The organism is Sandarakinorhabdus sp. FBCC-B8862 (assembly GCF_059745315.1).
This window is the reverse complement of sequence record NZ_CM185574.1, coordinates 957457-970280: the sequence shown is the minus strand read 5'-3', so window position 1 is coordinate 970280 and position 12824 is coordinate 957457. Positions and strand designations below refer to the sequence as shown.

Here is a 12824-nt window from a genome sequence, read left to right as displayed (position 1 = left end):
CAGGAGAGGGGCCATTAAGTTCGAATTTCGCGACGAAGCCGATGGATTGGTGTCAGGAAAAATTGACACTCAACATGTCCAAGACGTAAGACGCCTGGAATTTGATCTTCCAAACAAGCTCTTAGCGCAATTGATCGGTGCCGGCGCCGGCTACCTTGCCGTTATGTATATTGTGTTTCGCTCTGGTGAAGGTCTTGGCTTGATCTTCGCCGTGTTTGGCTTGGTGTTGGTGGCATATTTTGGCCTGCCGTGGCTGATGCAACGGCAATCGGGCCGCAAGGCGGATGATCCGCCGCGCCGCGGGGCGTGGGGCATCGATACCGCCAGCGGCTATCTTTCGGGCCGTGCGGCCTGGGCCCAGGTGATGACCGTGCCAACATTGATGCTGCTGTGGGCGGTGGTGATCGGCTTCATCCGCTGATCGCCACAGCACTGGCACGCACGGCCCGAGGTTGGTTGCTCTGTGGCCTCCCCCCGTCTCCCACCCATCCTCCGGGGGGAGGGACCGGCAGGGCAACCAACGGGAAGCCGTCGTGCCGGGCAGGCGCGGCGGCTTCCCTCTGTTTGGGGTGCAGCCATCCGAACCAGATCCTCCCCCTCTGGGGGAGGTGCCGCCCGCCGGGCGGCGGAGGGGGCCGGCAGGACTGGGCTCGCCGCCCCCTCCGCCCTGCGGGCACCTCCCCCAGAGGGGGAGGATTAATTCACGCCTGCCCTCAGGCGGCGTTGGCCAGCCGCCACAATTTCTCCGGCGTCGCCGGCATTTCCACCTGTTTGCCGTCCAGCGCATCGATGATGGCGTTGATCACCGATGGCATGGCGCCGATGGTGCCAGCCTCGCCGCAGCCCTTCACGCCGAGCGGGTTGGTGGGTGACGGGGTGTTCAGCGTTTCGAAGGTGACGGCCGGCGGCATCTGGTCGGCGCGCGGAATGCCATAATCCATGAAGCTGCCGGTCAACAGCTGGCCGGCGTCGTCATAGACGATGTTTTCCAGCACCGCCTGGCCCAGACCCTGCGCGATGCCGCCGTGAATCTGGCCTTCGACCAGCATCGGGTTCACCAGCACGCCGAAATCATCGACAAGGGCATAGCGGGTGACGGCGATGACGCCGGTATCGGGGTCCAGCTCCACCTCGGCGATGTGGCAGCCGTTGGGGAAGGTGGGGGCGGGCTTGCTTTCCTTGGTGGTGTAACGGCTGCGGCCATCCAGAGCGCCTGGATGCCGGCTGGCCAGCTCCGCCCAGCTCAGCGTGGCGTTGCTGCCACGCGCCTTGAACAGGCCGTCACCATAATCGACGTCGCCGCCCAGATCGGCCTCGGCGAGCGCGGTGCCGCGCGCGATCATGTCGTCCGCACATTGCAGCACGGCGCCGCCGCCAAAGGCCATCGATCGGGAGCCGCCGGTGCCGCCGCCCACCTCCATGCGGGCGGTGTCGCCCTGCACGATGCGGATCTGCTCCAGCGGCACGCCCAGTCGGGCGGCCAGCACCTGGCCATAGGCGGTTTCATGGCCCTGGCCGTTGGATTGGGTGCCCACCGCCATCTCGATCCGGCCATCGGCGGCCACCTTCACATCGGCATGCTCCTCGGTGCCGCCACCGCCGGCAATCTCGACATAATAGGCCATGCCGCGGCCCAGCCGCTTGCCGCGCGCCGCCGCCTCGGCCTTGCGGGCCGGGAAGCCGGCCCAGTCCGCCACCTGCTTGGCGCGTTCGAGCACGGCCGGGAAATTGCCGATGTCAAAGGTCAGGCCCAGGCCATTGGCATGCGGCAGATCGGCCGGGGTGAGCAGGTTCTTCGCGCGGATCTCGTCCACGCCCATGCCGATCTCGCGGGCTGCGGCTTCGATCAGCCGCTCCATGATATAGGCCGATTCCGGTCGGCCGGCGCCGCGATAGGCATCCACCGGCGTGGTGTTGGTGACAACGCCGTGCACCAGATTCTGGATGGCCGGGATGCGATAGACGCCGCCCATGATGCGCCCGCCGGCCATGGTCTGGATCGCCGGGCCGAACTGCGCCTGATAGGCGCCAAGATCAGACCAGGTTTCCACCTTCAGCGCCAGGATGCGGCCGTCCGCGTCCAGCGCCAGCGCCGCCTCGCTCTCCATCGCCCGGCCGTGCGTGTCGGTCTGGAAGGCGTCGCTGCGCTCCCCCGTCCACTTCACCGGCTTGCCGAGCTGGCGGGCGGCGTGCAGCACCAGCGCATATTCGGGATAGATGAAGCTCTTCATGCCAAAGCCGCCGCCGACATCATGGGTGATGATGCGCACCTGATCCTCGGGCACCTTCAGGATCACCTTCGACAGTTCGCGCCGCATGGAGGCGACACCCTGGCTGCCGGTGGTGAGGGTGAAGCCGGCTTCGGCATCAAATTCGCCCAGCGCGGCGCGCACCTCCATCGATGTCGGGGCAACGCGGTTCTGGATGATGCGCAGCCGCGTCACATGCGCGGCCTTGGCCAGCGCCTCGGCGACACCATCCGGGTTGCCGACCTGCCAGTCAAACAGGCTGTTGCTGGCGGCCTGCGGCCAGATTTTCGGCGCATCGGGCGCGATGGCGGCGGCGATGCTGGCCACCGCCGGCAGCTCCTCATACTCCACCCAGATGGCCTCGGCCCCGGCGCGGGCGGCCTCGCGCGTTTCCGCCACCACGAAGGCGACGCCATCACCCACGAAGCGCACGCGGTCACCGGCCAGCAGTGTCCGCGGCGTCTTCACCTCGCCCGACAGCGGCACCAGGCAGGGGATGGGGCCATAACCGGCGATGTCGGCGTGGGTGTAGACGGCAACCACGCCCGGCACCTCGAGCGCCGCCGAAATGTCGATCGAACTGATCGCGGCATGGGCATGGGGGGAGCGCAGGGTGGTGCCATAAAGCATGCCCGGCCGCGCCATGTCGTCGGTGTAACGGCCCTGGCCGGTCAACAGGCGGGCGTCTTCCACGCGCGGGGTCGATTGTCCGGTGCCGAACTTCATGGGGCAGACTCCTCAAGGCAGGCGGATAAGCCGGCGTGATAATCGGGATATTTCAGGCAATAGCCAAGCTGCCTTTTCATGCGGCCATTGGCCACCCGCCGGCATTCGCCATAAAAGGCCCGGCCCATGGGTGACAGGCCGGCCTGATCCAGCGGCAGCAGCGGCGACGGTTCCAGCCCCAGCAGGCGGGCGGCGGCGGCGGTGACGGCCTCACCCGGCGCTGGCAGATCATCGGCGATGTTGAACACACCGGCCGGGCCGCCCATCATGCTGGCCAGCACGGCGCCGGCAATATCATCAACATGGATGCGGCTGAACACATGGCCGGGCAGGTCGATACGGGCGACCGGCCCGGCGCGCAACCGGTCAAGCGCGGAGCGGCCGGGGCCATAGATGCCGGGCAGGCGGAACACCCGCGCTGCCACGTGCAGCGCTTCCCAGGCGGCATCGGCGGCGAGCCGGCCATCGCGCCGGCCATTGCGGGGCGCGCTTTCATCCACCCAGGCGCCATCGCTGTTGCCATAGACCCCGGTGGACGAAAGATAGCCCACCCAGCGCGCCGGCGCGGCGGCGATGGCGGCACCGTGCTGCACCAGCACCGGATCATGGCCATCGGCCGCCGGCGGCACCGAGGAGAGGATATGGCTGGCGCTGGCGATGATGCCGGGCAGTTCCGGGCTGTCCAGCGTCAGCACGCCGGGGCCGGGGCGGGAACGCACGGCCGTGATGGCAAAGCCGGCGGCGCGCGCCGCATCGGCAATGCGCGCTGCACTGTAACCAAGACCGAGGACGAGCAGATGCATGAAGGGACGTTAGCAGGCCGGAGAGGCGCGGGAAATGCTCCCCTCCCCTTCAGGGGAGGGGCTGGGGGTGGGGCAGTTGCGCGCAGTCCTTGCGGCACGTCCCCACCCCCGACCCCTCCCCTGAAGGGGAGGGGAGAGCGTCATCGCACGTCGGGCTCGCCCAGATGTTCGGCCTTCCAGCGCATGGCGGTCATCACGCGGGTGTGGCCGCTGGGGTGGTCAAAGAAGATGATCTCCTCCAGCGGCGTCGGTTCGATCTTGCGATATTGCGACAGCTTCATGGCGATGCGGGCAAAGCTGTCGGGCGCGCGGGCGGCGTTGTGGGCGAAGATGTCCGCCTCCTGCTCGTGCACGCGGATCAGGCTGTTGGTCAGCGGCGTCGCCACGAAGAAGGCCGCACTCGCCAGGATGGTCAGCGCCGGCAGCACGCCGGGATCGGCCATGCCGGTGAGGCCCCAGCGGCCGCCCAGCCGCGCCAGCAGCCACGGCGTGCCCGCCGCCACCAGCGCCAGGCTGGCAGCGATGATCAGCGACATGCCAAGCAGCAGCGTCCAGATGTGGTTCAGCACATAATGGCCCAGTTCATGCGCCATCACGGCGCGGATCTCATTGATGTCCTGCTTCATCAGATTGTCGTTCAAGGCAATGCGCGTGGTGCCGAACATGCCCTTCACATTGGCGGAAATCCGGTCCGATTGCCGGCTGGCATCCACCAGGAACACATTGTCAGCTGGCACGCCATTGGCGCGCGCCAGCTTCAGCACCTCGGTTTTCACCGGGCCATCGGGCAGCGGCGTGTACGTGTTGAACAGCGGATCCAGATAGACCGGCGCCAGCGTGATCGTCGCCATCAGCACCACAACCGACAGCCCGGTGCCGCCCAGCCACCAGCCGCGCGGAAAGCGCCGGATCACAGCACTCACGCCCATCCACAGGATCGCCGCGATCAACGTGTCGACCGCGATGCCGATCAACGCCTCACCCCCCCATTCGGCGAAATTCTGGTTCGAAAGGCCATAGGCATGTTCGCGGAAAAATTCGGTATAGACCGTGTAGGGCGCCATGATCAGCGTGATCAGCAACAGATAGGGCACGGCAAACAGCAGCGGCGCCAGCATCGGCCCGGCCTTGGCCTGCGCCCATTTCGACAGCCGCCCCGCCCAGCCCAGCTGCAGCACGATCAGATTGGCCCCAACCGTCGCCATGAATTCCCACAGGATCAGCCAGTATCCGCCTTCGAAATAAGCGTCAGACCGCGCCCGCGCCGCGCCCTTCAGCGTCGCCATATAGGCCTGGGTGGCCAGTTCCGGATCAAATGCCATGCTGCGCTCCTGTCGGCCACCGTATTGCATGAACAATACAGTTGCGCAAGCCGGCTTGCGACTCTACATAACGCGTGTTATGTAACGCATGTTATGCCAAAAACCGTCGATCACGCCGCCCGCCGCGACGATCTTGCCAGCACCGCCGCCGCGGTGATTGCCGCCCATGGCCTCGCCGGTGCCTCCATGCGCGATGTCGCCGCCTCTGCCGGCGTCACCACCGGCTCGGTCACCCATTATTTCCCCGGCCGCAGCGATCTCATCGCGGCCGCCTATGACAAGGTGATGGGCCGCCTGCTCGAACGGCTGGACGAACCGGCCGGCCATGGCGAGCTGCTGGCCACCATGGCCTCCTACCTGCCGCAGGATGACGAGAGCGCGGCCGAATGGCGGGTGTGGCTGGCCTTTTCGGCCGAGGCGCTGGTCAACCCGGCGCTGCTCGCCCGCCACCGCGCCTATTATGCCGCCATCACCGATCGCCTCGCCGCCGATCTGTCGCCGCCGCAGGCCGATCTGCTGGTCGCCCTGATCGACGGGCTGGCCATCCGCATCCTGCTGGAACCCGCCGACTGGCCGGCCAGCCGCATCACCACCACCCTGGCCGCCGCCCTGCCGGCGCTGGCCTGAACCGGAGACGACCGATGCCAAATGTCCAGCATTTTTCCGCCGCCGCCGATCCCGCCGCGATCATGGCCGCCCTGCGCCGCGATGGCGCCATCATCATCGATGGCCTGATCCCCGATCCCGAGATGGCGGCGCTGGCCGCCGAAATCGCCCCATGGCTGGAGGCGACACCAAATGGCCGCGATGATTTCACCGGCCACCTCACCACCCGCACCGGCGCGCTTGTCGCCCGCAGCCCCCACGTGCGCGATCTCGTCATGCATCCCCTCATCCACGCGCTCTGCGATGATCTGCTCAAACCCTATTGCGAGCGCTGGCAGCTGCACCTCACCCAAGCCATCCGCATCCGCCCCGGCCAGAAGGCCCAGGCCATCCACCGCGACCGCTGGGCCTGGGGCACGCATCTTTCGCAAGTCGAACCCCAGCTCAACACCATCTGGGCCGTCACCGATTTCACCGCCGAAAATGGCGCCACCCAGCTCGTCCCCGGCTCGCTCGACTGGCCCGAAAGCCGGGTCACCGAACCGCACGAGATCGTGCCCGCCGTGATGAAACGTGGCTCCGTCCTCGTCTACACCGGCGGGGTGTTCCACGGCGGCGGCGAGAACCGCTCCACCATGGATCGCATCGGCCTCAACCTCACCTACACGCTGGGCTGGCTGCGGCAGGAGGAAAATCAATATCTCTCCTGCCCGCCGGCCATCGCCCGCACGCTCGATCCGGCGCTGCAGGCGGTGCTCGGCTATGCCATGGGCAGCTATGCGCTCGGCTATTTCACGCCGCCGCTGCCGCCGGGGCAGGGGCCGGAGGTGGTGAGCCCGCAATGGGTGCTGGGCCAGGGTGATGGCCTGTCGGGCTTTTCCGACAGCGAACTGCTCGCCAGCATCACTGCACAGGTGCGCAGCTGACCCGGCGCATTTCACCAGCTTGCCGGCCCGGCCCGCCTGGCCAACCATCCGGCCATGCTGAGCCGGGCCGACGATTATCCCATCCACCAGACGCCGGAGCCGATCGCGGTTTCGGGCACCGACCGCAATTTCTACGACCGCTATTTCTTCAGCGCCCAAAGCCCCGACGGCAGCGCCGTCATCGGCGCGGCGCTCGGCGTCTATCCGCACCTCAACATCATCGATTGCGCCGTCTCCATCCTCCACGCCGGCCAGCAGCACAGCCTGTTTGCCAGCCGCGTGCTGGGCGGGGAGCGGATGGACCTGCACATCGGCCCGGTCAGGCTCGACGTGCTGGAACCGCTGCACAAGCTGCGGCTCAGCATCGCCCCCAACGACACCGGCATCAGCGGCGAGCTCAGCTTCACCGGCCGCGCCGCCCCCATCCTCGAACCGCGCTTCATCCGCCGCAATGGCACCCGCACCCTGATGGACGTGACCCGGATGACCCAGGGCGGCCAGTGGCAGGGCCAGATCACCGCCGCCGGCACCACGCATGATCTTGCCGGCTGGCGCGGCACGCGGGACCGCAGCTGGGGCGTGCGCCCGATCGGCGCGCCGGAGCCCCAAGCCGTGCAGCCACCCACCCCGCCGCAATTCTTCTGGCTGTGGACGCCGACCGCCTTTGATGATTGGCACTTGTTCTTCCACTCCAATGATGATGAACATGGCCGGCCGTGGAACCGCGCCGGCGTGCTCGTCCGCCTCAAGGATGGCGCCGAATTCCCGCTCGACGATGCCCGCATGGCACTGGCCTTCCGCCCCGGCAGCCGCCACGCCGGCGCCGCCCGGCTGGAGGCGCGGTTGCCCGATGGCCGGCCGGTGAGCGTCGATTTCGCCATTGGCGACAATTTCATGATGCGGGGCATCGGCTATGGCCATCCGACGCGCGGCCACGGCATGTTCCAGGGGGCCGATGCGCTGGCGCATGAGGTGATTGATCTGGCCGGCGTTGATCCGGCCAATCCGATGAACGCCCATGTGCAAGGGCTCGCCACCGCCAGCCTGTCCATCGCCGGGGCCGCCCCGGTGCCAGGCCGCGGCCTGTTCGAACAATTGGCCATCGGCCCGCACGCGCCGTCAGGCTTCCGGGAGCTGTTCGATCTTGCCGGCTGAGCATCTCGCCCGGTGGTTTGCCGGCCATTGGGGGGAGGCGGTGGAGATCACCGGCCTCAAGCGCTTCCACGGCGGCTCCGCCCGGCAGACCTATCGCTTTGATGTCACCGGCGCCTCCGGCCGGCGGGAGGCGGTGGTGCTGCGCCGCGATCCGCCGTCCAGCCTGATCGAAACGGACCGTCTGGCCGAATATCGCGCCATCTTATGCTTTGCCGGCAGCGATGTGCCGGTGCCCGAACCGATCTTCTGCGATGCCGGGCCCGAAAGCTTTGGTTCCCCAGGCTTCCTGATGCGCGAGGTGGCGGGCGGGCAGGCGGCCGGCCTGCTCGATCCGGAACCCTATGGCGATCATGGCGCCAGCGTCGGCCGGCAATTCTTCACCGCGCTGGGCCGCATCCACGCCGCCGATCCCGCCGCCGCCGGTCTCGACGCGCCACCCACCCATCCGGCGTTGGCCCGGCTGGCGCACTGGCAGGCCGCCTATGCCGCCGACCGGTTCCGCCCCGAACCGGTGCTGGAGACGGCGATGGCCTGGCTTACCGCCAACCCGCCGCCCGCGCCGCCGCGCCTCAGCACCGTGCATGGCGATTATCGCTCCGGCAATTTCCTCCACGATGGCGCCGGCCGGCTGCTTGCCATCCTCGATTGGGAAATGGTCCATGCCGGCGATGCGCACGAGGATCTGGCCTGGGCCTGCGATCCGCTCTGGTCGCATTTCAGCGGCAAGGCCGGCGGCATGCTGCCCCTGGCCGAGGCGATTGCCGCCTGGGAAGCGGCATCGGGCCTCACGCTCGATCCACAAGCCTGGGTCTGGTGGCGGATCATGGCGCAGGTGCAGGGCCTGGTGATCTGGATCAGCGCCGCGCGCGAGATCATCGATGGCCGCAGCCATGATCCGGTCCTGATGTTCGCCGGCACCATCCCCTATCGCTTTCACACCCTCACCCTGGCCAGAGCATTGGAGAGCCTGTGAGCCTGCCGCTCCCCGCCCTGTTGAACGGTGTTGCCACCGCGCTCGCCAACGAAGTCGCCCCGGCGCTGCAACTGCTTGGCCAGCCGGAAGCGCCCGATGCCAATTATGCCGGCGGCACCGCCGGCACCGCCGCGATGATCCTGATGCTCGCCGCCGCCGAAGCCGCCCACGGCCCGGCGCGGGAGGATGCTGCTGCTGCCGCCGCCCGGCCGCTGCTCGGCGACGCCGCCACCGGCCGCGACACCCGCCACGCCGCCCTGGGCGCGGCGCTCGCCACCGGCAACCGCGCCGCGCTCACCCTGCTCATCGCGGAGGCCGAGGCCGCCTATGCCGCCTTGGGTCTGCCACCCCCCGTGCCGGTGACCTGACCCGATTCTCCCCCTCTGGGGGAGGTGGCGCGCGAAGCGCGACGGAGGGGGCCAGCAAGGACCGTGCCTGGCCAGCCCCCTCCGCCCTGCGGGCACCTCCCCCAGCGGCGGAGGACCGGCTCAACCCACCACAATTAACTTTCCCTCGGCCCCGCCCTGACGCACCATCGGCGCATGGCCGAATCCCGATCCAATCCGCAGCTGGCTGCCGTGCGTCTGGCTGATTATCAGCCGCCCGACTGGCTGGTGCCCGATATCGATCTCGATATCCGTCTCGATGCCACGCGCACCGTGGTGAAGGCCCGCCTCCACCTGCGCCGCAACGGCCGGCATGACCGGCCGCTGGTGCTGGATGGCCATGGCCTTGAAACCCATATCATCATGCTGAACGGCAAGGGCTGCGCCAACTGGCCCAATGGGGACACGCTGACCATCCCGGTTGATGGTGACGAGGCCGTGTTTGAGACCGAGGTGGTGATCCACCCCAGCCGCAACACAAGGCTGATGGGGCTCTATGCCAGCGAAGGCCGGCTGGTCACCCAGTGCGAGGCCGAAGGCTTCCGATCCATCACCTGGTTCCCCGACCGGCCTGATGTGCTGTCGCGCTATCGGGTGCGGCTGGAGGCGGACAAGACGCTCTATCCCATCCTGCTGTCAAACGGGGACCGGGGGGCGGCGCGCGATCTGCCCGGCGGCCGCCACGAAATCACCTGGACCGATCCCTGGCCCAAGCCCTGCTATCTGTTCGCGCTGGTCGCCGGGCAATTGGCGGCGCTCACCGATGAATTTGTCACCATGAGCGGCCGGCGCGTGCAGTTGGCGATCTGGACGGCGGCGGCCGATGTGCCGCGCTGCGCCCATGCCATGGCGGCGCTGAAGGCCAGCATGGACTTTGATGAGCGCGTCTATGGCCGCGAATATGATCTGGATGAGTTCAACATCGTCGCGGTGGCCGATTTCAACGCCGGCGCGATGGAGAACAAGGGCCTCAACATCTTCAATTCCAAATATATCCTGGCCGACAGCGAAACCGCGACCGACATGGATTTCGATGCGGTGGCCGGCGTTGTGGCGCACGAGTATTTCCACAATTGGACGGGCAACCGCGTCACCTGCCGGGACTGGTTCCAATTGAGCCTGAAGGAAGGGCTGACCGTGTTCCGCGATCAGCAGTTCAGCGCCGATCAGGGCAGCGCCGCCGTCAAGCGGATCGATGATGTGCGGGCCCTGCGCGCCGTGCAGTTTCCGGAAGACGCCGGGCCCCTGGCCCATCCGATCCGCCCGGATCATTATGTCGAGATCGCCAATTTCTACACCGCCACCATCTACAACAAGGGCGCCGAGGTCATCCGCATGCTGCACGCCCTGTTGGGTGTGGACGGCTTCCGGCGCGGCACCGATCTTTATTTCGACCGCCATGATGGCCAGGCTGTCACCTGCGAGGATTGGCTCAAGGCGATGGAAGATGCCAACGGCATCGACCTCAAGCAGTTCCGCCGCTGGTATGAACAGGCCGGCACGCCGCGCGTTTCGGTCACGCTCACCCAGCAGGGTGGCCGCGCCGAACTGGTGCTGCGCCAGACGGTGCCGCCAACGCCGGGCCAGCCCGACAAGCAGCCGGTGCACATGCCCTTCCGCCTCGCTCTTATCGGCCGCAACAGCGGCCGCCGCATCGGCGATGAACAGGTGGTGGAACTGCGCGAAGCGGTGACGCATCTCACCTTCGCCGATCTGCCCGAACCGGTGCTGCCCAGCCTCAACCGCGGCTTTTCAGCCCCCGTGGTGGTGGAGGCGGACACGGCCCGCGCCGACCTGGCCTTCCTCGCCGCCCATGATGATGATCCCTTCGCCCGGTGGGAGGCGTTTCAGCAGCTCGCCCTCTCGGTGCTGGGCAGCGACGATGATCCTGCCCCGCTGGTCGAGGCGGTCAGGGGCACGCTGGCCGATCCCGGCCTCGATGCCGCCTTCAAGGGCGAAGCGGTGCTGCTGCCGACCGAAAGCTTCATCGGGGATGCCGCGACCATCGTGGATGTGGAGGCGATCCACCGCCGCCGCGAGGCCGCGCGCCTGGCCATTGCCACCGGCCTCGAAACCGAATGGTGGGCGGCCTATGAGCGGGAGCGTGCCGCGCTGGCCGGCCGCGAAACCGCGCTGACGCCCGAAGTCAAGGGCAGCCGCCGTCTCGCCAATGTCGCCCTGTCCTATCTCGTCACCGCCGGATCGGATCGCGCCTTTGCGGCCGCTGAAGCCCAATATCACGCCGCGCTGACCATGACGGACCGGCTGGCGGCGCTGACGGCGCTGGTGAACAGCCCGGCGCCTGCCCGCGCTGCCGTGCTGGCCGATTTTCACCAGCGCTTTGCCGGCAACAACGACGTGATCGACAAATGGTTCAGCGCCCAGGCGCTGGCCAACCGCCCCGATGTGCTGGAACAGGTCGACCGGCTGCTGAAACACCCGGATTTCACCCCGTCCAACCCCAACCGGCTGCGCAGCCTGGTTGGCGCCTTTGCCGCCAACCAGCGCTGGTTCCATGCCGCCGATGGCGAAGGCTATCGCCTGCTCGCCGATCAGCTGATCGCGGTGGACCGGCTGAACCCGCAGAGCGCCGCCCGGCTGGCGGTGCCGTTGGGTCGCTGGCGCCGCTTTGATGCCGGCCGTGCCACCCTGATGCGCGCCGAACTGGAACGCATCGTCGCCGCGCCGGGCATGTCCAAGGATGTGCTGGAAATGGCCTCACGGGCGCTTGCCTGATGGCAGCGGCCCTGCCGCTGTTCCACCATCCGGACTACAGCGTGGCCCTCACCCCCGGCCACCGCTTCCCGATGGACAAATATGCCCTGTTGCCGGCCGCGCTCGCCGCCGCCGGGCAGGCCGTGCAGCTCTTCACCCCCGAACCCATGCCGGAACGCTGGCTGTCGGCGGTGCATGATCCCGATTATGTCGCCGCGGTGCTGGCCGCCGCCGTGCCGCCCGCCATCGAACGGCGCATCGGCATCCCCGTCACCCCCGCCGTCGCCCGCCGCACAAGGCTGGTCGCCGGCGGCACCTGGGCGGCCGCCCGCCACGCCCTCGCCCATGGCTGGGCCGCCAATGGCGCCGGCGGCAGCCACCACGCCGGGCCCGATGGCGGTGCCGGCTATTGCGTGACGAACGATCTCGCCATCGCTGCCCACCGGCTGGTGGCCGAGGGCGCGGTGGCGCGCATTCTCATCCTCGATCTTGATGTCCACCAGGGCGATGGCACCGCGCTGATCATGGCCGGCCGCGATGATGTCTTCACCCTCTCCATCCATGCGGAGCGCAACTTCCCGGTGCGCAAGGCCCGTTCCCACCGCGATATCGGCCTGCCCGATGGCGTGGGCGATGCCGAATATCGCGCCATCCTTGCCGATGCGCTGGCCGATGCGCTGCGCCAGTGGCGGCCTGGCCTCGTCATGCTGCAGGCCGGGGTGGACCCGCACGCCGATGATCGGCTCGGCCGCCTCGCCCTCACCGATGCCGGGCTGGCGGCGCGCGATGCCCATGTCGCCCGCACCTGCCGCGCCGCCGGCGTGCCCCTCGTCGTCACCCTGGGCGGCGGCTATGGCGATCCCGCCACCATCACCGCCCGCCACGCTGCCGGCCTGATCGCCGGCTGGCAGGCCGCCAACGCGGGGGAAATGCCGCCGGGCGTCCGTATCGAGGGCTGATGCG

General features: G+C 68.2%; 11 protein-coding genes. 8 read left to right on the top strand and 3 right to left on the bottom strand.

Features of this window, described 5'->3' with window-relative positions; all coding sequences use genetic code 11:
* Positions 1-229 precede the first annotated feature (229 nt).
* Positions 230-421, top strand: coding sequence for a hypothetical protein (locus tag AC6BOR_RS04610; RefSeq protein ID WP_498060020.1), 192 nt, complete (start codon positions 230-232; stop codon positions 419-421).
* A 292-nt stretch (positions 422-713) separates the two neighbouring features.
* On the opposite strand, the gene AC6BOR_RS04605 is transcribed toward AC6BOR_RS04610, so the two are convergent.
* The 3 genes from AC6BOR_RS04605 to AC6BOR_RS04595 form a co-directional block, all read right to left on the bottom strand.
* Positions 714-2975 (bottom strand): xanthine dehydrogenase family protein molybdopterin-binding subunit, encoded by a 2262-nt coding sequence (locus tag AC6BOR_RS04605; RefSeq protein ID WP_498060019.1) that lies wholly within the window; start codon positions 2973-2975, stop codon positions 714-716.
* Positions 2972-3778: a Rossmann-fold NAD(P)-binding domain-containing protein gene (locus AC6BOR_RS04600; RefSeq protein WP_498060018.1), complete on the bottom strand. Its 807-nt coding sequence runs from the start codon at positions 3776-3778 to the stop codon at positions 2972-2974. The genes AC6BOR_RS04605 and AC6BOR_RS04600 overlap by 4 nt, the downstream gene beginning before the upstream one ends.
* 140 nt (positions 3779-3918) lie before the next feature.
* Positions 3919-5100 carry a M48 family metallopeptidase gene (locus AC6BOR_RS04595; RefSeq protein WP_498060017.1) on the bottom strand — a complete coding sequence of 394 codons (1182 nt, stop codon included), beginning with the start codon at positions 5098-5100 and terminating at the stop codon, positions 3919-3921.
* Between the two features lie 93 nt (positions 5101-5193).
* Between AC6BOR_RS04595 and AC6BOR_RS04590 the strand changes: the two genes are divergently transcribed.
* The 7 genes from AC6BOR_RS04590 (at position 5194) to AC6BOR_RS04560 (ending at position 12820) form a co-directional block, all read left to right on the top strand.
* The gene (locus AC6BOR_RS04590; protein WP_498060016.1) at positions 5194-5727 is read left to right on the top strand and encodes a TetR/AcrR family transcriptional regulator; all 534 of its coding nucleotides are present in this window, start codon (positions 5194-5196) and stop codon (positions 5725-5727) included.
* 14 nt (positions 5728-5741) lie between these two features.
* On the top strand, positions 5742-6632 hold the full coding sequence (locus AC6BOR_RS04585) for a phytanoyl-CoA dioxygenase family protein (protein ID WP_498060015.1): 891 nt from the start codon (positions 5742-5744) through the stop codon (positions 6630-6632).
* Positions 6633-6686: 54 nt separating this feature from the next.
* On the top strand, positions 6687-7787 hold the full coding sequence (locus AC6BOR_RS04580) for an Rv3169 family protein (RefSeq protein ID WP_498060014.1): 1101 nt from the start codon (positions 6687-6689) through the stop codon (positions 7785-7787).
* Positions 7777-8760, top strand: a complete 984-nt coding sequence (locus tag AC6BOR_RS04575; RefSeq protein WP_498060013.1) for a phosphotransferase family protein — start codon at positions 7777-7779, stop codon at positions 8758-8760. Before AC6BOR_RS04580 ends, AC6BOR_RS04575 begins: the two co-directional genes overlap by 11 nt.
* Positions 8757-9128: a hypothetical protein gene (locus AC6BOR_RS04570; protein WP_498060012.1), complete on the top strand. Its 372-nt coding sequence runs from the start codon at positions 8757-8759 to the stop codon at positions 9126-9128. The genes AC6BOR_RS04575 and AC6BOR_RS04570 overlap by 4 nt, the downstream gene beginning before the upstream one ends.
* A 174-nt stretch (positions 9129-9302) precedes the next feature.
* Entirely contained in the window at positions 9303-11882 is a 2580-nt protein-coding gene (pepN, locus tag AC6BOR_RS04565) for an aminopeptidase N (protein ID WP_498060011.1), read from the top strand.
* Complete coding sequence (locus AC6BOR_RS04560) at positions 11882-12820, top strand: histone deacetylase family protein (protein WP_498060010.1); 939 nt, start codon at positions 11882-11884, stop codon at positions 12818-12820. Before pepN ends, AC6BOR_RS04560 begins: the two co-directional genes overlap by 1 nt.
* Positions 12821-12824 lie beyond the last annotated feature (4 nt).